The sequence below is a fragment of the Paenibacillus sp. GCM10023250 genome (assembly GCF_042653205.1).
Lineage (GTDB): Bacteria > Bacillota > Bacilli > Paenibacillales > Paenibacillaceae > Paenibacillus_Z.
On sequence record NZ_JBHSHY010000001.1, the window covers coordinates 338,827 to 362,793 of the forward strand.

Below are 23,967 nucleotides of genomic sequence, written 5' to 3' on the forward strand. Positions count from 1 at the left end.
TCATTCCTGAGCGCATTCCATGCGTAAAAGTTACTAGAAATACAAGGTCTTAGTGCAACGAGTCTAACTACTAATGTGCTTGGTGAGGCCGGTGATCTAAGTGGTTATTCGCACGGAAATGCGCTGCTGCGGCATGCCGGATTGAACCTAGCTGAGGCCAGTTCCGGGAAGTGGCGAGGAAAGAAGGTGCTTAGCAAACGGGGGCGGCTACGCCTGCGCCATTTCCTCTATCTCATGACGATGTGTATGGTCATGACAAATTCGGGAATCCGGGCTTTGCACCGTTACAATGCGGAAAACAAGAAGCTGTAGAATATGAAATCCATCATGAAGTTACGTAGTAAAGTAGTGCGTTTGTTAGTCAGCTTAGCAAAAAGCAGCGAGAACTACGATTCAACTCGCGTGTTCCCGCATGCAGCTTAAAGACCGCTCGGACCTCACCAGCTCATGTATTCGCAGGATGAAAGGATGCACGGAGTATCGGGAGACGTGGATGACGCATAGCTCACCTTTATTTACGCATGCCCTTTTCGCTTCATCCGAACAGTAACATCCCCTCCTTGACTTACAGAATAATCCTTATACCACTATATTTCAATTTATGAAAATAGATTCAGCTAACCTGCCGTTCGCACAACGAAGGCAACCGTTCGTTCTGAGGCCATCTCGACGGGTCGATGCCCTATCATTCGTTACGCCTATCCGGTGGGTGGAGGCCGGTTATCCTAACGTTTCACTCGTTACCGATTCTTTCCGTCTTGAACATGCGAATAATGCTGACCCATATCACCAGCAATGGAATATACCCGTACAGCAAAATCGTTCCGGATACGGACAGTAGAGCATCGAATCGGTCTATCGTCATTGACCCTTTCAGTTGGGCGACTACAACGAATAAAAGGATGCTGGTTAACCATAGCGCAGGTCTTGCTTTAAGATTGACTGTTTTTCGCAGGATTTGCGTACCTCCCCACAAGGCGACGCAGATCCGGGGCAAAATAATCGGAAACCAGTTAAACACATACAGGTAATCGAATCGTTCAAAGAACGGAATGCGAATAATTTTCGATATAATCAGCGTAGGCCATATCGTATGCTTCAGCTCTTCAATATTGAAATAAGTAAACACCACGCAGGCAAAAAACAGATAGAGCGCGGTTGTATGTGATGCCGCAAGATGCGCCCATTTCTGCGCTTTCTTATTATTCTTAATATAAGGATAGTAGAGCAGCAAAAATTCAGCGCCTAGAACTAAAGGCACTGCACGGGGAGCGGACTTAGTATAGTCGGCAGCATCATGCGTCAATAAAGGCAGGAAATTCATCCAATGGGCATATTTCAAGGGGAAATATAGCGTGATCAACATTATGGATGGGATAATCACGCACCAGAAGCAAATACCGGTGATGACTCGGAATCCTCCGGCTACGATATAGATGGACGTAAGCAGAATGATTATCGTCAGCTCCCAGGAAGGCGACCATTGAAACACCCACACATGCAGGACTTCTACGTAAGAACGGATTTCCGTCGATATAAACAAGAGCGTGTACCCATAGAATCCCAAAGTCAGGACATTTCCAAGCCACTTCCCAAATAACTGCCGGTGCAGCGAAATGATGTCCCCATTCTCCGAATGGTTCAGCACATAAAAAATCATCCATACAATCAAATGAATACTTGCACCCGTAATCAATATCGACACCCATGCATCCCGTTCGGCGCCAAGGATGATTTTGCCAGGAAAATTCAACATGGCGATACCCGTTTGCGTCCCATGAAGGAGGAACCATAGATAAAAGGAAGAAACGGCCAGGTTATCACTCACTTGTTTACTCACGGATACCCCCGCTGACTGCTATTCTACAATGCCGGATTTGATGAGATGAATCTTCACATGAACGTCAAATACAAGGCTTGGATATTCAACCTCGTAAAATCGCTGTTCCTGCCAATCCTTGCGATGATGCGCTCTAACAAAATCCCCGATTCCGAGAGGGTCCACTTTGTTTTGCACGAATTTATCGAGCAGCGCTAAGAGCTTGCTCCGCAGCTGCTTCTCCAATTGCAGCGTCAATAACTCGACATCCCCGGATTTTTTTAATTTTATCCATTTCGGATAATCCTTAACCATCCCATTCAATGTAAGATTGTAGGTAATCTTAGAGCCCAATGAAGATTTGGACAGCATTCTGGATTTCTTGCCGCTCAGACTGTTGAACACGGCCGTTCCTTCGTTCTGCCCCTTCGTAATTGCAAAAGGCACATTGCCTCGTACAAGGTGGCCCTGAAGTATCTTGTACAGCAAGATTTCTTCCCGCTGTATCGTCAATTTCAATCGGTCGTCCTTCAAAATGGCATGGCCGGTTATTTCAATTTTCCCATTTGGATTTAGCTTTAAATACGGGACCGACGGGTCTCTCCCCTCTCCGTAATAGTCATACAATAAATTGTGCAAATTGGAATCGGGGATTTGCCCTGAATGTATATTTTGCTCGACCGTATGATACGGCAGGCTTTCGCTTTTTACATCCTTCAAGCTCTGCAGCATGGTTGAAGTCGAGCCGTCTGAAACCGCAACAATCAGGTAGTGGCTGATCAGGGGGTCTCTGCATATGGATTCAATAAAAGGGGCCAATCCTTCTTCAGCCAGCTGCTTGTTAATAATTAGCAGCTTCAGCTTGGTAATCATGACGGGTAGTGAGGATTGATTGTTCAGCTCATCCATCAAGAGCGATGGTTTCGCAGCCTTTCCCTGCAGGAGCATCGTTCTCCCTCCAAGGTTATAATCAGAATAAAGTCCTGTTTCCTTGTAACCGGTGTCGCTCTTGTCCAGTCCAAGTACTGTAAGAATATAATTATGATCCACGATCCGCTGGCTGCTGCAGCCAGTCAGGACCAGAATGACCAGAACAAGCGTCACCGCACAAGGTATCCAGTGTCTCCACCTATTGATGTTAGTCATGCTCAAGATTCTCCTTATCAGGCGTGTACCGCTTCTTGGAAAGAGGCTTTAGAAACCCTTTGCGATTTGAGGTGTGCCGGTAGGATAACCGAACCAAGCTATCTGCAAAATGACCCTTCCGAAAAGGAAACAAAGGAGCCAGATAAGGCGTCCCTAACGATTTCAGCCTCAATAAGTGCCCTAAGAGTAACATGCAGCCGACGGCAATTCCCAAACCGCCCCAAAGCGCCGCAAGCAGGATAAAAGGGAACCGCAGGAGGCGGATGGTGTTCGCCATGTTAAAGATCGGCGTGGTGAAAGAAGCCAGCGCCGACAGAGCAACAATGATGAGTAAAATATTGCTTGTGAACGCAGCTTGAACAGATGCTTGACCGATAACAATTCCGCCTACGATGCCCAAAGTCTGCCCGATTTTCGAAGGCAACCGGGCGCCAGCTTCCCGTAAAAGCTCTATCGTAACTTCCAAAAAAATTACCTCAATTACAGGTGGAAACGGGACATGGATACGCGAGTAAATGAGCGGTTGGAGCAAGCTCTCAGGTATGACTTCAAAATGATAAGTGAGAACCGAAACATAAAGAGGAGACGCAATAATCGAGAATAATACACCCACAATACGGATAACACGGAAGAAAGATGCCAGTATCCAGGGAAGATAATAATCCTCGGCGGATATAAAAAAGTCCAACAGCGTCGAAGGTGCTGTTACCGCGTAAGGCGAACCCTCCGACAACACAGCCACCTGACCCGAAAGAATGGAAAAGATGACACGATCGACTCTTTCCGTCGTTACGAGAAGCGGGAAAGGCGTATTGGTATGATCCGTAATAATCTGCGTCAGCTGTGAGCTGTCGAACACTACATCGAAATTAATGGCCTGAAGACGCTGACGCATCGTTTCAATGTGCCGGGAATTCGTGACTCCATCGATATAGGCAATCAGCACTTTAGTGTTGGACAAGGAACCAACGGTTATTTGTTCAAGGATCAATGCAGGCGTATTAATTTGCTGGCGCAATAAATGAATGTTCACCTCGATGTTCTCGACAAAGCCTACCTTTGGGCCAATCACGCTAAATTCATTCTCGGTTTCATTGCTCTTACGATGACCCATGGAAGCATGATTAACATCCACCAAGAGATAATGCAGGTCGTCGCCCTCGAACTGAATGATGACATAACCCTTCGTCAGCTTACCCACGACTTCTGCCGTGTCGGCAATCACCGTCACATCCTCGAAGGGGATGAGCCCTTTGATATCGCTTAACCGCCTCAGACTATCGATATTTTCTTGTATCCCGGGAAGCAGGTACTGATTGACTTTCTCCGTGTCTACCAGGCAGCGATAATAGCTGATTTGAAGAGGTTTACTCTCATCAACAGGGCGAAATTGAAGAAAGTCGACGGACTTAATCGCCTGCTTGAAAATTTCGTTATTGAACATCGCCCGAATTTCCTTTTCTTAACGCGAAATGTAACGATATTATGTCCAATATGGAAAAATGTATGCGCCAAAACAGCCCGTCTCCAATCGACGGGCCCAAAGATTAATCATGCTTACTTTAAGGGAAGGCAGATATCGAATAATTCGACTAAGCTTGTGATCATGTAGGTGCTCCGAATTTCCGGCGGGCTTATTTGCGACTCCCTGTTCACCCAGCAGATATCTATACCGGCTTGAGGGCTATTTTGTACAGATGTCTTAACGACAGACGGCAGAGCATCTGTTAATCTGCTTTGTTCAAATAAAAGTAAAAGACTACGCCGTTTGGCATATTGGCCGCCCCGTATTCCGCCTCGTGCAGCTCCAGAATATTTTTCGAAATCGCGAGTCCCAACCCCGACCCTCCTTGCGATCGTTCGCGTGAAGCGTCTCCGCGATAGAAGCGGTCCCATACTTTATCCAACTGCTCCACGGGAATTCGCACACCGGTATTTTCGACGCGGACGGCGATCCGGCCCGTTTCTTCGCCTGCGGTCACGTTGATGGTCTCGCCTTCAGGCGTATACCGAATGGCATTTGCAACAAAGTTGGTCACCACCTGCTCGATGCGAAGCCGGTTGCCCGCAGCCTTGACGGCGGCCAGCTGAAGTCGCAGACTCTGCCTTTTTCCCTCGATTTCCTCCTCGAACAGGTGACACACCTCTTCGATTACGGCGTCGACGCGGAATGTCTCCATCTCCATTCGATAAGTACCTGACTCGTACTTGGCAAGCTCCAGCATTCCGACGATGAGCGCATCCATCTTATCCACTTCTTTTTCCATCGCCGTAAAATAGTATTCCTTTTTGTTTATCGCCACGCCATCCTTCAGAATCGAGAGACAGCTCTTCATTACGCTAAGGGGCGTCTTGAGCTCATGCGACACGCCGGATATAAATTCTTTGCGTGTATTCTCCAGCCGTCTCTCCTTCTCAATATCCGACTGAAGCTGCCGAATATGAGAATGCAGCGTCTGTGACAATTTGTTTATATTTCCGGACAAGTCGCCGATTTCGTCCTTCGATGTGACGGGGATCGATTCCGAAAAGTCTAAGGCGGCCAGCTTCTTTGTCATCCGGTTGATCCGCAGCAGCGGCCTCGTTAAGCCGATCGCGTAGTACAAGGAAGCAAGCAGGACGAGGAGCATAACGAATGCAATCATATAGACATAGTAATTCTGAACCATCTCTACCGCTTCATTCACCGGCTGGAGAGAGGCCATAGCAAATAAATATCCGCTAGAGCCGTCCGCTTTGCGCAAAGGCTTGACAAACAGCTTGTAATGGACGTTGGCTTGCTCGTAATCTTGCGTCTCAAGCCGCGTGCTCGCACCGGTGTCGTTCAGAAGCAGATCCGTCTGAAATGCGTTAATCCGATCGAGAAGTAACGGATTGGCATGGATCAAGCCTGAAGCGTCGTCGAGCTCCGACACTTGCGCCTTTACGATTTTCCCATACATATAGGTGAACGGATCATATAATTCTGCCTTGCTGCCGCTGAATTCCGGCGATTTCTGAAGCCGCCCCGAAACATGCTCCTCCATTTTTCGTTTCAATAGAAGATTCGCAAACGTCGCGGCTTGAGCTCCATCGCCACGATTCCCGGTTGTAATTGCCGCCGGAATCAAAGTCAGGCCTTTTGCAATGCCATATATCCAAAAAGACTGTTGATCCTTTAGAAATTGCTTGAACGCGTTCGCCTCGTCCGGCTTCACCATATGATACAGCGGTACTTTGTAGGAAATGCTCCGATTATTGACATCAATGCCCATTATCTGAAGGTAATAGCCGTCGGCTTGGATGAGATTTCCGTCTTGGTCCAGGTAAACCAGCCAGGCATTGTGATCCCGGTAAAACTCCTGACCGTTCGATTGCATGTCGTCCGTATCGCTGCTGCCGCCTTCGTATTGTTCTTTGTAGCCTTCGAGGCTCTTCTCGATGTCCTTCACTTTCTGGCTGACGTAATAGGTTTTGAAAAATATCGTTTGCCCGACGTAAACGGACGCAAGAATGAGCGAACACAGCGCAGAGGTCAGCAGGAACAGCTTCAGTACGAGACGACTCCTCATAAGTGGTTCTCGAATCTGTAGCCGGTTCGGACGATGGTTGTGATGAGCTTCGCTTTATCGCCCAGTTTTATTCTTAAATTCCGGATATGCGTGTTGATCGTACGGTCGTCGCCCGCATATTCGTAGCCCCAGATTTCATTGATCATCTGTTCTCTGGTGACCACTATCCCCTGATTCCGCATCAGACAGCTTAAGATCTCGAATTCCGTATGCGTGAGACTGACGGCGGCCCCGTCGTTCTCCACCGTGCGCGATGGAAAATGAATGCGGATGCCGTGACGGGTTAACGTATCGCCGGTCTCGGACGAGTTGCTTCGGCGCGAACGGCTGTCGAGAAGCCGCTTGGCTCTGGCGAGCAGAACCGCCGGACTATACGGCTTCGTGACGTAATCGTCGGCGCCAAGCTCGAAGCCGAGCAGCGTATCGTCTTCGTCCACGCGTGCGGTCAGCATGATAATGGGAACGTCGGATGATTTGCGGATACGCCGGCATACGGACCATCCGTCCAGCTTTGGAAGCATGATATCCAGTATGATCAGATCCGCATTCCCGCTGCCCATCCGCTGCAGCGCCTGCTCGCCGTCCGCGGCCTCAAGCACCTCATACGCTTCATTCTGAAAATAATCCTTGATGATCTCCCTCAGAATCGGTTCATCCTCGACAACCAAAATCGTCCTGGCGTCCATACGCAGCCCCTAACTGATGACCCTGTTTTTCAGTTCATCCTAACAAACTAACGTACAATATGGAAACGCTGCCCGGTTAATAGCGAACCTGAGTGCCGTCGCTAAGCGGCTCGCTGCTCTCCCGAATGACAGATTCGTCTTCGGACAGACTGTCGACAACCGCCGTACTCGAGTCATACACGGCGGATATGGTGACGGATACTTTTCTGGCGTAACGGGCATTTCCGAGAGGTCCCTTTCTATCGTCAATAACAAATACATAGGCTCCGTCCCGGTCTTTATGAACCGCCTCGCTGGAGATGATCAATGCGTCTTCGTTCCCTTGCAGCTCGAGCTTGAGCTCGACCCGATCGCCTGCCCGAAGCGTTTTGTCATGCAGGCCGACGTGAAGTCGAACCGTCTCCGCATCTGCTTGATCGGGATGAGCGGCTTCGGAATCAAACTCGCCGATTTCCATTAATGTTCCCTGCACGGAACGGACGATCTTGTCTTCGGCGACGACTTCCAAAGGATTGCCGATATTCAGCACCGAAGCCATATAGACGGGAACCTGCAATTCGAATTGCAGCCCCTTCTCCATATCGGCAATCCGAACATCCGCCTCTCCCGAGCCTGAGGGCATCCCTTCAACCGCGTGAACGGACTCTATAACTCCATCGAAAGGGGCCTTCAGTTCGCGCTGCTCCGCAAGCCGGCTTTCCAATCTTTGAATCCGCCTCTCCTGCGCGGCCATATCCGTCTTTGCGCTTTCCAAGGCGGTTCGGGCGGCGCTCTGCGCAGCCGGGTCCGCAGCGTTAGCGGCTTCAATATAGGCGCGCTGCAAACTTTCGATCGGCAGCTGCAGCTTTGTCAGCGTATCCCGTTCCGAATCGAGCTGATCCACCGTATCATCGTTCCTATATAGGATAAGAGGCTGCCCCTTCTTCACCTCCTCCCCTTCCTTGACCAGCACCTGCTGGACCTTGCCGCCCTCCGGATTCGATAAATCCAGCTCTGAAACGTATGCCAAAGTGGCACTCCCTTTAAATTCGGGATTCAACGAGCCGGCGCTTGGCCGTTCGACCGTAACCTTAGGCAGTGTCAGCGAATACAGCGTATTGCTGAATAAAGTAAGCACGATGAGCGAACCGAACAGCAGGCCGGCAATCCATCGAATGATTCGCTTCCGGCTTGCGGAAGGGTCGGTTTGGACAGACGGTATCATATCATCACTCCCGAAATTGAGCTACCCTTTGATTCCCGAATGCTGAATCCCTTCGATCAGGTAAGTTTCGGCATACAGAAACAGCAGTACGGCCGGGCACATGTACAGAACCGATGCGGCAAACACAACCTCCGGTTCTTGTTGATGAATCTGGAGCAAATAAAGGGACAGCGGTTGCTTGAACGGATCCTCGAGAAAGATGAGCGGCTGCTCGACCATATTCCAATAATCGACGAACAGCAGGACGGACAGTGCGGCCAGACCAGGCTTGACCAGCGGAAGAATAATCCGGGCGAAAATGACGGCATGCCCCGCACCGTCCATCTTGGTGGCCTCCGTGTACGCGCCTGGAATATGAATCATGTATTGACGAATCATAAATACGCCGAATGCGCCGAATATCCCCGGTAAGATAATCGCTGAAGGCGTATTAAACAAATTCAGCCGATCGATGATGATATAGTTGGGAACAAGCGTAACCTGAAAGGGCATCAGCATCGTCATCAGATAGACCAGGAACAGCGCTTCGCGTCCCTTGAATCGAAGTTTGGCAAATGCATATGCCGCGAGCGAAGCCACCGCCGTCTGTCCCGCGACGATCGGCGCGACGAGCAGCGCCGAATTCCAGAACATCTGTAGAAACCTTGGCATTGAAATCAACAGCTTCCAGTATTGGGCGAAGCTCACCCAATCCGGAATCAGCTTCAAATTGACGAAGGATTCGCCTTGCCTCGATGCGGCATCCGTCATTTTGCCAAGCAGTCCGTAATTAAAGACGAATTCGCTTTCGGTCATGAGGGAATTGGTGATCGTAAGCGCAATCGGAATGAGCATGATTCCCGCGGCCACCGCTACTGCGGCAAACAGCGCGATTTTGGGAAGCGTTCGAATCGTCTGCATATGTCCTCCACGGTTACTCCAAATTTTCTTGAAACCGCCGTTCAACCGTCAACAAGCCGGTTGCCAGGATGACAATAAAACCGACCATGAGCGCAGCCGCGGCTGTCAGCTTTTGAACGTCCAGCGAGAAAAACATATTATTCATGTAATGCTGCATCATATAGATGCGGTCGTACGGATAATCCCCGGCAAGCATGTACGTTTCCCGAAAAACCTTGAACGAGTTGACGATTGAAATCAGAATGACAAATACAATCGTCGGGATCAGGTAAACGATCGTGACGCCCAGCAGCTGACGGAGTCTGCCCGCCCCTTCGATCCGGGCCGTTTCGTAGTAGCTTTGCGGAATCGACTGGAGACCGGCAAGAAACAAAATCATATTATAGCCTAGATTCTTCCAGATGTAGATGGCAATCAATACAGTCATGGACCCATTCGAGTTCAGCCAGTCGACTCGCGGGAGTCCGACGCTGTGCAGCAGCGCGTTCAAGGCGCCGTTCCAATCGATGAAGATTTTCCAAATCATGACGATGGAAGCAACCGGGACGACCAACGGCAAAACAAAGGCGGTCTGCAGCCCGTTTTTCAACCACATCTGCCGATTGAGGATAAGCGCCAGTATCAGCGACAACGCAATGAGAATGGGAACGCCGATGCCGGTGAAGAGCATTGAATTGAAGGCCGCTTGACGGAAGGAGCTGCCGGACAACAGCTCCCTGTAATTAGCGAACCCGACGAACGAACCGCCATGCACCTTGCCGGTAAACGAATAATAGACGCTCATGGCAAACGGGACCATATAGAACAGCGAGAAGCCCGATATACTAGGAGCCAGAAACAGGACGGCGGCCGCTCCGTCTTTTCTTAGCCATGGGGGAAGCTGAAACCTATTCATTGAGGTAGGTCGTCGCTTTATTCTGAATGATGCCGGCTACAGCCCTCGCCGACTTCTGTCCGCTGAAAAAGGCCGGCGATTCGTTCCATATGAGAATCTCGATCTCGTAGGGGAGCGTCGATTTCCGGTTGCTTACTTTGGAAATAAAGTCCGTTAATATGCGGAGTTCCTCCTGATCGGCTTTGCCCTCCTGCACATATTCAGCCTGCTGAGCCGCGAACACGGTCTTGGATATCGGGAAGGTATTGTACACGGAAAGACTCCCGTCCTGTCCCTGATTCGAATTGCCTGCTCCCCCGGACATCAAGAATTTGAGGAAATCCCACGCTTCCGGCTTGACCGAGGAATTCGCGTTGATGGTGATGTTGGCGATTGGAGAAAAATACCCGCCGCCCTGCTGCCCTTCGGCTTTGGGAGCCTCATAGAGCGCCGGATTTTCGAACTTGCTCTCAGCAACCCTGTCCATAAAATCGCGGAAGGAATAAATATCCGTCTGCATGAAGTAGACATGCCCGTAATTGCTAAAATCGAAGGTAATGGCCTTGTCCTTTTCCAATTGCTTGATTAGATTCAGCATTCCGGTAAACCGGTCGGAATCGAAGTAGGCTTTCCGGTTGACCCGATCTACGAATTGGGAGTACGCCGAGGTTACCAGCGCATACAAAAAGTTGCTTTCCTGCTTCTCGGCGTACGCGTATTTGTATCTGCCCGTCATCGGCAACCGCTTGGCGGCCGCTGCAAATTGATCCCAGGTCCAATTGCCGTCCTCAATTTTCACGCCGGAACGTTCCAGGTCGTTTTGATCCGCCAGCAGCGCGGACACATAGAAGGACAGCGGCATTGCATATATGCTGCCGTCGCTCTCTTTCATGTTGTCGATAATGTTCTCGAAATACTTTTCCTTTTGGAAGGAGGTGTCGCCGTCCATCATTTCGCTCAGGTTGGCCAGCAGATGCTTGCCGATGAAGCTGTCGGCCGGCAAATCGTCCATCACAATCATATCGGCCCCTTTGCCGCTCAGGAATTCGGCCGCCGTCTTCGTCCTGAATTTTTCCACCAGCAATCCGGATGGATCGAACTCCTTCGTTACATAATTCAGATCGATGGTGATGTTCGGATGAGCCTTCTCGTAGGCCTTTTTCGCGTCCTCATAGTACGGGTCGTAGCTGTACATGGAGAAAACGATGGTGCTTTTTTTATCGGGATCGGGGGCGGACATCGGCGAAGGGGCGGCGGTCGAATCGTTCTTTGACGGGCCGCTCGTGCCCGATTGAGGGAAATTCGCCGCGCTCCCTGTGCTCGGCGAGGAATTCGGCGTCGAGCCGCCCTTGCTGCAAGCGGCGGCTAGAAGCGCGAGTACGATCCATACAATGATCAGGCTGCCTTTTTTCAACGATCTTCATCCTCTCTGGTAAACCGGGTATTACGGCCAGTTTAATCGAGACGGATCAAGAAGGAATGAAGCGGACATCAAGACGAAATGAAGATTGGAGCAGGCTGCCCAACCATCGCCGGCGGCGAGCGCTCCTTTTCTTTCCCTCATTCTTCACGCCCCTGGAAAGTGACGGTTCCCGGAGCACGAGTACCCGGGAACCGTCATTTTCGCTCCGCCTGAGCGGATGACTCATCATTTCGCGTAGGGAGGGTAAGCTAATTCAACGCATATAAGCATAGCATGAAGCGCAAAAGGCGCAGCCACTCCCGGCGTTTACTCGCCAAACCCGTTCCAGAAGGCAACGTCCTCCACCGGAAGACGCACAGTCTGGTGCGCAGGTTCGAGCGCCTTGCCGACCGCAATCAGCATAACGTCAGTGTACCGGTCCGGAATAGCGAACGCTTCTTTAAGTTTCTGAGCGTCATATCCACCCATTGGTACCGTGTCGTAGCCGTGAGCTTTGGCAACAAGCATAAACTGCATAGCGGCAAGCGAGGTATCAATTAAGAATGAGCTTTTAATATCACCTGGGCTTAAATTCTCATAATACTTGCCCAGGTTTGCCACGAGCGTACTTTTAATCTCAGCCGTCATATATCCAGCCTCGACCGCTTGACTATAAACTTTATCAACTTCTTTATAGGCCTCGAGATCCGCCAGAACAACGATCATCGCGGCAGAGGTTGCCGTCTGCTCTTGGTTAAACGCAACCGGGAGCAGTTTCTCCTTCAGTTCCCGATCGCTAATAACAAGAAACCTCCATGGCTGCACATTCGCTGTCGATGGGGCGAGAACCGCCTCCGAAAGCATCTCGCTTAGTTCCTGCCGGGAGATCTTGACGTTCGGATCGTATTTGCGTACCGCGTGGCGTTCACGAATGACGGTGAAAAAATCTATTTCCTTTAATACGTTCATTTGGTTATGCCTCCCCTTGATGAATTGTCCATTGCGAAGTCGCTTTGAACCTGCTGAACGCAAAATCCTGTAATCATATTTCTGTTCCACGATTCAAGTTAAATCTTACAAACTCCGTCACCGCAGAGACCGCCCTCAGAATCGCCATCCGAAACAGGGGCAATCATCTGCAAAGGATGTTCTTCTCTCCACACTTGTTCTAACATATCCAAAAACGCACTGCTCGTCCTTGCCCCGGATACCGCGTACTTATCATTGATGACATAGAACGGTGTACCTGTGATCCCTAGCTGGGACCCATATTGCCGCTCATTCTTTACCGTATCCTTATACTTATCGCTGGATAGCATATCAAGAACTTCTTTTGCATCAAGACTACTCTCGCCCGCAAGCCTAGCAAGCGTTTCGTGATCGCCGATATCCAGCGAATCCGTAAAATAGGCTTTATAAACCCGATCCATCCACTCTCCAGCTTTGCCTTGTTCTTGCGCATAAACGGCCACGCGAAGAGCATCCGACGTATTCGATGGAACCAATGTATCAAGATTATAGTCGAGACCAATATCCTTCGCCATTTTGACCACTGGTTTATTTCCTTCCCTCACGGAATCGATGGACATTCCGCCGCCATGTATTTCGGCCGTCCAGGCATAATAATCTTGGCCGGTATTGCTCGGAGCATTAGGGAATAGCTGAAATGGTCTATAGACGATTTCTACGTTATCCTTATGCTCGAACCGTTCAAGGGCTGTATCCAAATTCGTTTTTCCAATATAACACAATGGACACATGACATCGGACCAGACCTCAATTTTCATGTTCTCTTCGCCTCTTTCTCCTTATTTGCATAGCTATAATAGATAGTCAACAGGAGTTGATTAATTGACATCTATTGATTATCATTATAGAACGTTCACGCAAAACCTCAATCGCTAATAAATTCGATCTTGTTAACTAATCAACACAACATTGAAGTCTGTTCAACATCATCATAATAAGGACGGTGAACGCACATCATGACTAAAGTAGATAGAAGAATAATCAAGACTAGGGAAGCGATCAATAAAGCCCTGATTGAGTTGATGTCCGAGAAAAGTTTCGAGAACATTACGATCAACGACATCGCGGAAAAAGCTAATCTAAACAGAGGAACGCTTTATCTACACTATACGGACAAATACGATCTGCTCGATAAATGTATAAAGGATCATCTGGCCAATATGTTAAATTTTTGCATTTTATCGGAGCCTGGCGAGGCTAGCCTTGATCTTATTAATTCTCCATTGCCATTGTTTCAATATTTTGAAGAACACTTTTCATTTTATTCCTCCATGTTAACCAATAAAGGCATTACTTGTTTTCAGGAACAGTTGATTCTAATGGTGAAAAAAGGAATAACCGCGCGGTTGAAGATCGAAGAAATGAAGCAAGAGGATAACAACGTGGTTGTCGTTCAATACATGGCATCTGCTTTTGTCGGAGTCGTGGAATGGTGGATTAAAAATAACATGCCCCTTTCTCCTCAAATGATGGCGCAACAATTAGGGGACATCTATGAAAAAAATTATGCCCTAGTCCGACGAAGCTCCCACCCGACTTGAAAGAAGGCTACTGAGGAGAATAAAAAAGCTTCATTCGCTACGATCGAATGAAGCCATAAAGAGTCAAAAAACATCGTTATACTTTGACCACGTTAACACGTGTTAAGACGAGGTCATGTAATTTAGAAATCAATTCGCAGCTGTTGCTTGATCTGGTTCTTACTTGCTGAGAAAGTTTATATTTGGTCCCTGGCTTATTGCTTCAGCCTTGACCGCATCATTTCCACAAATTCCTGACTGCCCATGGTTTGTCATGCCTCGACCAGAGGTTCGACAATACCCGGAATGAACGAAGTTGGTTCTTGCCATCTGTTGCCGCCTCATATATCTTCCTTGCCACATCCTCCACACTGATACCCTTATCCGTTGAGAGCCATTGAAAGAATCGGTTCACATCTTCAACAAAATCGTCGTAAGCGTCAGACAGTGGCAATGCGGGCTTGGTTCTGTTGGGAACTGTTGACGGAATGCAACACGCGTCCGACCAGCGTTATCGGTAAATGTCGCCGTCAACCGGAACTCAGGAGCGCCTTGATGTTCCAGTACGATACGCTTCCCCGACTCGATCTCGATGAACTTGTTCTCGTTCGGATAATCCTTGCCGTCCGGTCCGTGAAAGGTAAAGCGCCAGAAGCCGCCTTCCCGGAAGTCGATTTCGCGGAAGGTGCTCGTGAAGCCGTTAAGCCCCCGCCACTGCGCCAGAAGCTCCGGTTCCGCCCAAGCCCGGTAACCCTCTTCCCTTGGGGAGTCGTACAACCGCGTATGGACAAACTCCTATTAACCGGGAGCCAGTTCGGCATCGTCCTCCGCCACAACGGATTCTCTACTCTGAGCAAGCGAATTGCCCAGCAGCTCTAGCAGCTCCCTCGACCCGTATTCCCGATTCTCCACTGCATCGAGCCCATCGAAGAAGGTACCTTGCTCCGTGAAGGTCAGCCTCGTGCCGCCATCCGCGTCTGCAAGTTCAATCGTAGTAATGGACACCGAGAATCGCACGCTGTTAAAGTCCATCACGTACGTATAAACAATCCGCTCGAGCGGAACGATCTCCTGGTAAGTCGCGTCGAACGTGAACAATCCGCCGTCCGGCGCTTCGCCGCTGCTAAATTCCCGTCCGCCTACCCGGAATTCGAACACTTCCGGTTTCGTGAACCAGCGTGCTTTGGCTTCGGCGTCAGCCATTGCTTCGTACACCTGTTCCCTGGATGCCGGATACGTTTTTTCAATTACGAATGTTCCATGGTTCACAAATTTTTCTTTCATGATCTTAATCCTCCTAGATTTCTTCTTTTTTATTGTTTGTTTTCTCATCCCCACCCGCTAAGAACATCCCCAGCAGGCCAAAACGTTGCTCCCAACTTTGTTGACGATTCAGGATCGGCTTCTCGTAGTCGTTCTTCATCGCTTGTAGCAACGTGGTGAAATCGTCTACCGTTACCTGCTCCTGTTCTTTCATCAGCTTAGACACGTGCCTCAGTTGATCCAATAACTTCTGCTGCCTCCGAATTTGCTCTTGCACTCGCTCGATCTGCAGGCCGACGACCTCGAGCGGGTCAATTCCGCGGCCCGTCAGCGCCACCTTCACTTCGTCGAGCGACAGGCCTAACTCCTTCAGCGATACAATTCGAAAGAGTCGCGATAAATCCTCGTCGTCGTAGAGCCGGTGTCCCGATTCCGTGGCAGCCGACGGCGAGAGCAGCCCAATCTGGTCGTAGAAGCGCAACGTGCGCACCGTTAGCCCCGTTAGCTTGGCCAGATCCCCGACCTTCAAATATCGTTTCATTGATCATCTCCGTTCTATGTCGCTAGCTCGATTGCCGGTATCCTCATTATAAAACCTTACGTTACGTAAGGTGCAAGCGATTTGTTCAATCTTTTTTTCAAACTAAAAAGAACCTTGCAGAAGTAACTAACATTCAAAAGTTCCGCAAACGATAACGACGTCTCAATGACAGCGGCAGTCTATGACTTTATTTTGTCGTTCCTAGCTACTGTTGTTTGCAATATAAGGGTCAGTCTAAAACTTATTTTTTAAAAGCTGACGATTTTTCAACTCAAAAATTTTATAAAATCGATTTTTTCGGTATCCGTCAAGGTTTTAAATAAATAAGGACAACCAGACGAAGACTTCTGGTTGTCCTTTATGGGCTATATGTTTCCTCCGTCTCGATCATGAGAACTCCCCATGTATGCGTACATGAGGAGCGTCCTTCAACGGTTATTTGTGTACGGCGGGCTGATAGTCTCCAGGTACCATCGCTGTCGATATCGCCATGCGATTCCAACAGTTGATGGCGTTGATGGCCATAATCAAATCAACGAACTGGGCTTCGTCAAAATGCTCGCGGACCTGCTCGTACAAGGCAGTCGGCACGCCGCCTACCGAAATTTGCGTCACCGCTTCTGTCAGTGCCAGCGCGGCTCTCTCTGCATTGGTATAGAACGGCGCTTCGCGCCAAGCGTTTAGCAGATACAAGCGTTGCTCTGTTTCCCCCATCGCGCGTGCATCCTTCGTATGCATATCCAGGCAATAAGCGCAGCCGTTGATCTGCGAGGCGCGAATCTTGATCAATTCCCACAGGTGCTGATCAATGCCGCTCTTCTTCACGTACCCTTCCAATTTGAGCAATGTCTGCAGCGATTCCGGTTGTGCTTTCATATAATTCAATCTCATTTCCATGACTCGAGTCTCCCCTTTGGTTTGTTGATGCTAAAATGTGAAACATACGGGCCTTCTTCATTACGAACAGAGTATTTCCTGTTGTATATCGCTTCATGCGAACATTTCCAGCATCGATTACCCGTTTTCCGTTCGCGTCCATCCGCGTTTTATCATCTCGGGCAGTGCGATGCCGGCTATCGTGATGATGACACCTCCCCATTGCATCGCGGTTACGGACTCGTTTAGCGCCAGATACGACATCATAACGGCTGTAGGCAGTTCAGCAGCGCTGAGGATTGTCGCGAGACCGCCTCCAATTCGCGGTACGCCGGAGGCATAACACAACGGTGGGATAACGGTCCCGAACAACGCAAGCAGAAGCCCCCACGCCAGCAGCGAATGCTGCAACGCGCCGTTAATCAGAAAATGAGGCGGAAACACTAACATGATTAGCAGAAACGAGCCGGTCAGCATGAATGCGCTTCGCGTGATCGGGGCGACTTGCGTAGCCGTTCTGCCGCTGAACCAGATGAAGAGCGCGTACGTTATGGCCGACAACAGGCCCAAGACCAACCCGTTCCAGGATAAAGATACCGATCCATGCCCACGGCCAACGTATCCGCTTGCCATTAGAATCCCTGCAACCAGGAGGACAAGCGAATAGAGTTTGGCTTTGCCGGGCAGTTTGCGTTCGGCCACCGCTTCGAACACGATGCCGATCCACGTAAATTGAAACAACAAAATGATGGCGAATGACGCAGAAATGTATTGCAGCGCCGCATAATAAAACATGCTGGTCATCCCCGTTGTAGTTCCTACTGCCATCAGCTTAATTGCCTGACGAACGGATACATTCAACGTTCGCCTTGGTTCTGATGGTTTCGCGGATTTGACGAATACGGCCACCAATAGCCAGAGAATCATAACACCGAATAACGCCTGGCTCCCAACGACATCGCCGACATGCAAACCCGACGCGAACGCGTTTTTAACGAACGTGGACAATAGTCCATAACTGCAGGCTCCCGCCAAGATTAAGAAACTTGATTTCATAAAGCTTCGGCCGGAACTTCAAGCTGTATGCTGTACATGAGGTCAGAAGCGCTCGGCTAGCGCGAGCGCTTGCCGGATCGACTGCTTTTGATTGGAAGCGGCTTGTTCCGGCGCTCCGCCCGTGCCCTCGACATAAATAAAATCGATGGCGTTCAGCCCCATATAGTTGAAGATTGCCGCCAAGTAACGGTGGCTGAATTCGAAGCTCGCCCACCGTCCTTCAGACAGCACGCTGCCGGAAGACTGAATATGAAGCAGCTTCTTGTCGGATGCTAAGCCTGTAATGCCTTCAGGTCCGTATTTTACCGTTTTCCCAGGAATGCAGATTGCATCGATATAAGCTTTCAGAACGGGCGGGAATAGGAAGTTCCAAACCGGGTTAACGATGACAACTTTATCCGCAGCCAGAAACTGCTCGACCAATTCGTTCAATCGCCCGACTTTGCGTTGAGATTCCTGGTTCAATTTTTCGAAGGGACGGCTGCTCTTCAGTTGGTTCCAAGCCGTCAGCACCTCGGCATCCAATTGCGGTATATCTAAGTGATACAGATCCACGTGCGTCACGGTATGCTCTGGATTAGCTTTCCGATAGGCCTCCAGGAACGCATCTCCCACCGTCAAGCTGCGGGAAGCCGTTTTATCAAAGGGATGCGCGGTTACATACAGAACGGTTGTCATCGCTGTTTCTCCTTAACTTAGTCTTGTTCTGGAAACATGCCTGTCGAAATAGCGAGCCGATTCCACGAATTAATGGTATTGATTGCCATAATGATCGCTACGAATTCTGCATCGTCGACATGTGCACGGACGTTATCGTAGATGTCTTGCGGCACACCTTGCTCGGAGATGCGAGTAACCGCTTCTGTAAGCTCCAGTACCGCGCGTTCTTTATCTGTATAAAAAGGGGCTTCGCGCCAAGCATTAAGTAAATAAATGCGCTGCTCGGTCTCTCCCATCTTCCGCGCTTCTTTCGTATGCATGTTGATGCAAAATGCGCAACCGTTGATTTGAGAAGCTCTGATCTTAATCAACTCATACAACTTTGCGTCCAACGTTTTATTGAATCCTTCCATTTTCAACATCGTTTGAAAAGCACCTGGACTTGCTTCGATATAGTTGAATCTGACTTGCATAGTAACTCCTCCTAGAGTAGAAATATAGAAATTAACGTCGACAACATCTATCGTCGATTAACTTCGTCTACAATATAACTCTTCCCTTCAGGGTTGTCAACTCGTAATTAATCGTCATTTTAGCGGGATATTTACGAAGGCTCGCCAATGTACTCACGACTTTTTTGCTAATGGCAACTACGTTTTACCATAGTCATTAAACTACTAAAGCCTTAGCCCGTTGTAATGTCGGAGCTAAGGCTTTTCATTGATTCTTGGAATGGTGGAGCACAGTTTTAGCACATATTCACGATCCCCGTTCGTTTATCAAAGCACCTCTCTATCTTCTGTGCATATGTTTATGAATCGATTAAATACTTTACAGTCGCCGCGGTATCAGGTTGGTCGACCTCGATCTTGTTGATTAATTCCTCTTTGTTGTAATTTGGGTTTGGTCAGCCACCTTTGCAGTCTCCTGCCGGCTTTACCCCTACTCGGAATCGGCTTGTCAGCGCGAATTTTGCTTGGGTGACGGATAATCCTTATAAAAGAGAGTTACATTAAATCCGCTTCTTGCTGTAGACAATGAATCGAGCGGCAAGGAGGCAGAAATAAAAGTCCTCCCGCTGCTGCAGCGGGAATTGAAGATTTCCGGGCTGCAGACCAGCCTAATCATCACGGTCTACGCCGCCGTTTCGATCTTCTGCATTCCGGTCGCCGGCTATCTGTCCGACCGCTTCGGACGTAAACGAATTATCAACATCGGGCTTTCCATCGTGGCGGCCGGCGGACTCGTGTCAGGCTTGGCGGCTTGCGCCCTCGTCTGCTCGGTTCCGGCGCTGTTCACCATTAAGCCGAGATCGACGTCCTCGCCCACGGATAAGCCGCTGACAAGGAAGGGGAACGCCCATTCGCCACGCAAGGCATAATCGACACAAAAGGAGCGGTTAAGGGAATGGAGCGGTTACCGGAGGATCTCGAATAATGCGGGCCGTGATCGCGAACGTCCCGCGAATGCGACCGAGCCATCATCGCAGGAGACGCGTTCATCGCGGTCAAGTAGGTATCGGCGTGGGCCGTACTAACACAGGAGGAAGAGCTTCATGGTCCGCCCGGTTGAATGACATGATTATTTTCAGGAGTATTAATAACGCCTTTTTTACTTGGAGAGACACACCTCTCCCGAAAGAGAGTGAAACCATGAAAACACCTAAACCGATAGAGTTACATTATATAATACGACTCAGTGACGAAGAGAATACCCTGATCGAAGCGCTTCGGACGATCGATATGCCTCCCGCAGCTGCATTGCTACTGGTTAGAAACGAGCTAAAAGGACCATTGGAAGACACACCAATGGCAGAGATCCTAGACAGGTTCTTGGCTAGACATACTATTGGGGAAACTAATGCGTGAAATTATCGATCATTTCATAGACCGCTTGCCACAGCAACTTACAATGAGCATCAGCCTACGAAATGTTTCCTTTGTATTCTATCTTGTCTGATTTTATGTCAGAAGTCTTTTCCTGAAAAAGCAGGTTCCGTTCCTCGGAGTAGCTTTCTTTTTCAAATACTGGAATGAAACCGTTATTATTCACTTCGAGATAACCGCCGCAGGTCGTTTATTTCCTTTGTTACTGTTGCAGTCTTTGCTGGTAGCCCAACAGAACCTCACACGTACGCTGGTCACCGCTTGCGAGAAGCGGAGTCCGCGTTTCGGCGCTAGTTCATCATTTCCTGGCAAGCGCCATTAAGAAGCTGACCATTGCCGGGTGCTCCGTCGACTTCTTCCACGTGTCGAGAGCCGCCGCTTCGCCGGTATACTGCCAGCGCAGCGCCTGCTGAAGTTCAGCGAGATACGTGCCGCTGCCCGCAGCCTCCTCGTTCATGGCGCTGATTAACAATTCCCATTTCGGCGGCGCGTTCGTATCCCTCTTGCGTTCCGGGTATTGCTCCGCTAGCGCGGCCGCATGAACGAATGAACCCGTTTCACAGAGATCGGCTGCGAGATAGGGGCCAATTTGCGCATGGCTGTTATCAAGCTGAACGAGCTTGGCCAGCAGCGCCCTGGCTTCGCTGAATCTTCCTTGCTTCAGCAAGGCTTGCGAATACTCCGCTTGCAGGTACGTTAGATCATCATCCCTGCCCAGCGTCAGCGATAACGCGTAGTAATGCTCTGCTTTCGCCCAATCCCCAAGACCGGCATAATACTGGATCAGCCAGAAGAGATTGTTTATATCGGGACGAAGCGCTAACATATGCAGTCTGTACGGCAGCGCTTCCTGCGCGAACGCTTGCTTCCCGGCGCTATCGCGCACATCGTAGAGCTTGATTATCTTGCCAAGGCTGTAGACGTCCGCGGGATCGGCTGCGAACGCGCGTTGGTACGCCGCCATCGCTTCATCCATGCGATTCGCCAATAGAAGCCTGTCGCCTGCTGTCAGCTGACGAGCGTTCAGCACGAAGTACGGCAGCTCGCCCATCGTGTTCGGCGTCAGCCGATAGCCGCTGCTTTGCGAGAGTTTATGACCTTGTTCGTCATATGCTTCGACGCTCCAGGAGAAGCGTTTGCCAGGATTGGCGAAGCCAAGCAGCGATTCGGGATGGGGAACCTGGCTGTCATCGATCGTATCGTACAGCACACCAGCGGTGAGGTTGTATAGCTCGTCGACCGGCAAGGTGACCTGCGAATCGGCAAGATGATTGCGAATTTGCACGCCGATAGAGCTGCTCCCATGCTCGTTCAAGATCTTTATCGTGCCGGACAGCTTATAGTAGGCTGCTCCGTCCACCGGCTCCCAGCGGAACGTGATACTGCTGCCCGTCACCTGCTCGTCGTTAACGGGAGCGATCAGCCGGATCAGCGGCCGGAGAACGACCGGATACGTAACCGGTTTGCCGTGTTCGACGTCGATCCATTCATCCATGTCGGCCGGCCACGCCCAGCCGTCGATGGCATCGTACGTAAAGCCGAGCGTCAGCTGGTAGGCTCCCGGAACGACGTTCGCGAACGAATAATGCCCTTGCGCATCCGTCATCGTTTGGTACGGTTCCGACTCGAGGAGGCTGTGGTTGACCGCTTCGCTTGTACGCAGGAATACGCCGGCATAGGCCATCGGCTGGCCGTCGCTCCGCGTGATCGTGCCCGATACGGCCGAGGTTTGAATCGCGTCCGCCCCCTTCGGCCGATCCAGGAGTACCTCTTGCAGCGCCTGCAGCTGCTCCAATGGAACAGGCAGTTCCGCGTTCGCATCTCCCGCGAGTCCGGTGAGCTCCTTTTGCCGATCTTGATAGGACGCGACCGCCTGCTTCACGCTTTCCAGCGCCGCTGTCAAGCTGCCGCGCCGGATCAGCAGCTGTGCTTCCAGCTCCGCGACCTTCACATCGCGGTCGAGGTCGACATGCTTCGCAGCGGCTTGTTGGATCTCGCCTATCAGCGCTTCGGCTTGCCGGTCCTTCCCGGACTGGAGGAGCAGCTTGGCTCGTTCAACCTGCAGCTGTGCCGACAGATACGGCTGGCTGTTGCCAGCGCGCCGCTCCGCCGTTTCGAGCGAGCCTATAGCACGGCCGATATCCCCCGACGCTTGATAGTATAGAGCCAGCTGCTTGGCGGCCGTTACGAGATAGGTCGTATCCTTGGCGTCCGCGGGTCCTTCGTTAAGGTAAAGCAGGAGCAAAGGCAGCTTCTCTTCCCAGGTCAGCAGAGGCCTCTCCGTCCGCGCATCCGGGCCGCTCGTCTGAACGAAGTTCGATCCGACGTAGACGTGGAACCCGTGCGACAGCGTATCCGTACCATCGCTCAATACATAATCCTGAATCAGCTTCCATGTCTTCGCGGTTGAAGGGGGATGCGTCAGAAGCGCAAGCAATGCTTCTCTGCTGCGTATCTCTTGCCCGGCAGCCGGCTGAACGCCTGCGAGATCGGCCACGGCAGGCAGGGTCCGATAACCGACGGCCAGGAGAACCGCGACGGCGGCAAGCCCCATCACCAGATGCTTGACCTTAAGGCGAATTTTCAGTCTCAATGGAAGCCACCGCCCTTTCGTAGTCATCCTTCCAATACACGTTGTTCCCTTCATAGACCAGCACGCGCTCCGAATCGGGAGCGAGCGGATCGACGGTCGTCGAAGCGCCGCGGATTCGGCCGAAAAACAGCGTGCCTGCGAGCACGACTGCCAGCGCAGCCAACGGGATGACAGGCAGCTCGAGCTCCATATTCCATATCGCCTCCAGCCGGCGAAGCCAGCCGCGGGGATGCGTCCTTCGGATGACTTGCGCGTGCCCGGTAAACCGAATCCGCCCCAGTTCTTCCTCGAGCGCCGCTTTCAAGCGATCGCGCGCTTCCCGTTCTTCCGGATGCTCCGGCTCTGCCGTTATCGGATGTCTATTCATGACCACCCCTCCTCGTTGGCTTCCAATATCGTTCTCAGCAGTCTTCTGCCGCGGGCCAGCCGCGCTTTAATTGTATTTTCATTGGCATTCAACTGTTCGGTAATCGCGGCGATGGACAGCTCATGGTAATAGTACAGCGTAATGACTTCCCGGTATTTGTAATCTAGACGGCCGATCGCTTCATGGAGCGACTGCTGCCGATGCGCCAGCAGCAGCGCTTGCTCGGGTCCCGGTTCGGGCGTCTCCGTATCGCGCTCCGCCCGCATATCCGGCAGCAGATTCCGCCAGCTCCATGTCCGCTGCTTCATGCGGCAGCGATTAAGCAGGATCCGCAATAGCCAGCCGCTTAGCTTATCACGGTCCTGCAGCTGGCCGATTTTGCGATAAGCCTGTATAAACGTATCCTGCACCGCTTCTTCGGCGGCCTGAAGATCCTTCAGCAGCAGGAAGGCCGTTCGGTGAAGCCGATCGCCGTACGCTTCCATCAGCATGCGCAGCGCCTCTTCGTCTTGCCGTGCTAAACGTTCGATGACATCCAACCCCAGGTCCCACCTCTCCACCTAATGATGATGCACCTCGATTGCAATAAGTTGC

The 23,967-nt window shown here is 50.6% G+C and carries 24 protein-coding genes; 3 read left to right on the forward strand and 21 right to left on the reverse strand.

Annotated elements, in window-relative coordinates; translation table 11 throughout:
- Positions 1 to 75 precede the first annotated feature (75 nt).
- Positions 76 to 312: a transposase gene (locus tag ACFPB1_RS01565; RefSeq protein WP_379221141.1), complete on the forward strand. Its 237-nt coding sequence runs from the start codon at positions 76 to 78 to the stop codon at positions 310 to 312.
- Positions 313 to 733: 421 nt separating this feature from the next.
- On the opposite strand, the gene ACFPB1_RS01570 is transcribed toward ACFPB1_RS01565, so the two are convergent.
- From ACFPB1_RS01570 to ACFPB1_RS01620, 11 genes are all read right to left on the reverse strand, one after another.
- Entirely contained in the window at positions 734 to 1,840 is a 1,107-nt protein-coding gene (locus ACFPB1_RS01570) for a GerAB/ArcD/ProY family transporter (RefSeq protein WP_379221143.1), read from the reverse strand.
- 18 nt (positions 1,841 to 1,858) lie between these two features.
- A complete protein-coding gene (locus ACFPB1_RS01575; RefSeq protein ID WP_379221146.1) occupies positions 1,859 to 2,965 on the reverse strand; it encodes a Ger(x)C family spore germination protein in 1,107 nt (368 codons plus the stop codon).
- Positions 2,958 to 4,409: a spore germination protein gene (locus ACFPB1_RS01580; RefSeq protein WP_379221148.1), complete on the reverse strand. Its 1,452-nt coding sequence runs from the start codon at positions 4,407 to 4,409 to the stop codon at positions 2,958 to 2,960. Before ACFPB1_RS01580 ends, ACFPB1_RS01575 begins: the two co-directional genes overlap by 8 nt.
- A 283-nt stretch (positions 4,410 to 4,692) precedes the next feature.
- Positions 4,693 to 6,516 carry a sensor histidine kinase gene (locus tag ACFPB1_RS01585; RefSeq protein ID WP_379221150.1) on the reverse strand — a complete coding sequence of 608 codons (1,824 nt, stop codon included), beginning with the start codon at positions 6,514 to 6,516 and terminating at the stop codon, positions 4,693 to 4,695.
- Positions 6,513 to 7,202 (reverse strand): response regulator transcription factor, encoded by a 690-nt coding sequence (locus tag ACFPB1_RS01590; protein WP_379221152.1) that lies wholly within the window; start codon positions 7,200 to 7,202, stop codon positions 6,513 to 6,515. The genes ACFPB1_RS01585 and ACFPB1_RS01590 overlap by 4 nt, the downstream gene beginning before the upstream one ends.
- 76 nt (positions 7,203 to 7,278) lie before the next feature.
- The gene (locus ACFPB1_RS01595) at positions 7,279 to 8,406 is read right to left on the reverse strand and encodes an efflux RND transporter periplasmic adaptor subunit (RefSeq protein ID WP_379221154.1); all 1,128 of its coding nucleotides are present in this window, start codon (positions 8,404 to 8,406) and stop codon (positions 7,279 to 7,281) included.
- A 21-nt stretch (positions 8,407 to 8,427) separates the two neighbouring features.
- Positions 8,428 to 9,306, reverse strand: coding sequence for a carbohydrate ABC transporter permease (locus tag ACFPB1_RS01600; RefSeq protein ID WP_379221676.1), 879 nt, complete (start codon positions 9,304 to 9,306; stop codon positions 8,428 to 8,430).
- Between the two features lie 13 nt (positions 9,307 to 9,319).
- A complete protein-coding gene (locus ACFPB1_RS01605) occupies positions 9,320 to 10,201 on the reverse strand; it encodes a carbohydrate ABC transporter permease (RefSeq protein ID WP_379221157.1) in 882 nt (293 codons plus the stop codon).
- A complete protein-coding gene (locus tag ACFPB1_RS01610; RefSeq protein WP_379221159.1) occupies positions 10,194 to 11,594 on the reverse strand; it encodes an ABC transporter substrate-binding protein in 1,401 nt (466 codons plus the stop codon). Before ACFPB1_RS01610 ends, ACFPB1_RS01605 begins: the two co-directional genes overlap by 8 nt.
- Before the next feature lie 315 nt (positions 11,595 to 11,909).
- Positions 11,910 to 12,551 carry a nitroreductase family protein gene (locus ACFPB1_RS01615; RefSeq protein WP_379221162.1) on the reverse strand — a complete coding sequence of 214 codons (642 nt, stop codon included), beginning with the start codon at positions 12,549 to 12,551 and terminating at the stop codon, positions 11,910 to 11,912.
- A 98-nt stretch (positions 12,552 to 12,649) separates the two neighbouring features.
- Complete coding sequence (locus ACFPB1_RS01620) at positions 12,650 to 13,369, reverse strand: DsbA family oxidoreductase (protein WP_379221164.1); 720 nt, start codon at positions 13,367 to 13,369, stop codon at positions 12,650 to 12,652.
- 198 nt (positions 13,370 to 13,567) lie between these two features.
- Here ACFPB1_RS01620 and ACFPB1_RS01625 point away from each other — a divergent pair, with 198 nt between their 5' ends.
- A complete protein-coding gene (locus tag ACFPB1_RS01625) occupies positions 13,568 to 14,152 on the forward strand; it encodes a TetR/AcrR family transcriptional regulator (protein WP_379221166.1) in 585 nt (194 codons plus the stop codon).
- A 390-nt stretch (positions 14,153 to 14,542) separates the two neighbouring features.
- On the opposite strand, the gene ACFPB1_RS01630 is transcribed toward ACFPB1_RS01625, so the two are convergent.
- The 7 genes from ACFPB1_RS01630 to ACFPB1_RS01660 all read right to left on the reverse strand — a co-directional run bounded on the left by ACFPB1_RS01630 (position 14,543) and on the right by ACFPB1_RS01660 (position 19,000).
- Complete coding sequence (locus ACFPB1_RS01630) at positions 14,543 to 14,908, reverse strand: SRPBCC domain-containing protein (RefSeq protein ID WP_379221168.1); 366 nt, start codon at positions 14,906 to 14,908, stop codon at positions 14,543 to 14,545.
- A 21-nt stretch (positions 14,909 to 14,929) separates the two neighbouring features.
- Positions 14,930 to 15,415, reverse strand: a complete 486-nt coding sequence (locus tag ACFPB1_RS01635; protein WP_379221170.1) for an SRPBCC family protein — start codon at positions 15,413 to 15,415, stop codon at positions 14,930 to 14,932.
- A 13-nt stretch (positions 15,416 to 15,428) separates the two neighbouring features.
- Complete coding sequence (locus ACFPB1_RS01640) at positions 15,429 to 15,935, reverse strand: MerR family transcriptional regulator (protein ID WP_379221172.1); 507 nt, start codon at positions 15,933 to 15,935, stop codon at positions 15,429 to 15,431.
- 435 nt (positions 15,936 to 16,370) lie between these two features.
- The gene (locus ACFPB1_RS01645) at positions 16,371 to 16,832 is read right to left on the reverse strand and encodes a carboxymuconolactone decarboxylase family protein (protein WP_379221174.1); all 462 of its coding nucleotides are present in this window, start codon (positions 16,830 to 16,832) and stop codon (positions 16,371 to 16,373) included.
- Between the two features lie 117 nt (positions 16,833 to 16,949).
- The gene (locus ACFPB1_RS01650; RefSeq protein WP_379221176.1) at positions 16,950 to 17,867 is read right to left on the reverse strand and encodes a DMT family transporter; all 918 of its coding nucleotides are present in this window, start codon (positions 17,865 to 17,867) and stop codon (positions 16,950 to 16,952) included.
- Positions 17,868 to 17,909: 42 nt separating this feature from the next.
- Entirely contained in the window at positions 17,910 to 18,545 is a 636-nt protein-coding gene (locus ACFPB1_RS01655; RefSeq protein ID WP_379221178.1) for an FMN-dependent NADH-azoreductase, read from the reverse strand.
- Positions 18,546 to 18,562: 17 nt separating this feature from the next.
- The gene (locus tag ACFPB1_RS01660) at positions 18,563 to 19,000 is read right to left on the reverse strand and encodes a carboxymuconolactone decarboxylase family protein (RefSeq protein WP_379221180.1); all 438 of its coding nucleotides are present in this window, start codon (positions 18,998 to 19,000) and stop codon (positions 18,563 to 18,565) included.
- A 608-nt stretch (positions 19,001 to 19,608) separates the two neighbouring features.
- On the opposite strand from ACFPB1_RS01660, the gene ACFPB1_RS01665 reads away from it, so the two are divergent.
- Positions 19,609 to 19,908 carry an MFS transporter gene (locus ACFPB1_RS01665; RefSeq protein WP_379221679.1) on the forward strand — a complete coding sequence of 100 codons (300 nt, stop codon included), beginning with the start codon at positions 19,609 to 19,611 and terminating at the stop codon, positions 19,906 to 19,908.
- A gap of 803 nt (positions 19,909 to 20,711) precedes the next feature.
- Here ACFPB1_RS01665 and ACFPB1_RS01670 read toward each other — a convergent pair.
- The 3 genes from ACFPB1_RS01670 to ACFPB1_RS01680 are packed head-to-tail and all read right to left on the reverse strand — an operon-like array spanning position 20,712 to position 23,933.
- Positions 20,712 to 23,006 carry a carboxypeptidase regulatory-like domain-containing protein gene (locus tag ACFPB1_RS01670; protein WP_379221182.1) on the reverse strand — a complete coding sequence of 765 codons (2,295 nt, stop codon included), beginning with the start codon at positions 23,004 to 23,006 and terminating at the stop codon, positions 20,712 to 20,714.
- Positions 22,984 to 23,373, reverse strand: coding sequence for a hypothetical protein (locus ACFPB1_RS01675; RefSeq protein WP_379221184.1), 390 nt, complete (start codon positions 23,371 to 23,373; stop codon positions 22,984 to 22,986). Before ACFPB1_RS01675 ends, ACFPB1_RS01670 begins: the two co-directional genes overlap by 23 nt.
- Positions 23,370 to 23,933: a sigma-70 family RNA polymerase sigma factor gene (locus tag ACFPB1_RS01680; RefSeq protein ID WP_379221186.1), complete on the reverse strand. Its 564-nt coding sequence runs from the start codon at positions 23,931 to 23,933 to the stop codon at positions 23,370 to 23,372. Before ACFPB1_RS01680 ends, ACFPB1_RS01675 begins: the two co-directional genes overlap by 4 nt.
- Positions 23,934 to 23,967 lie beyond the last annotated feature (34 nt).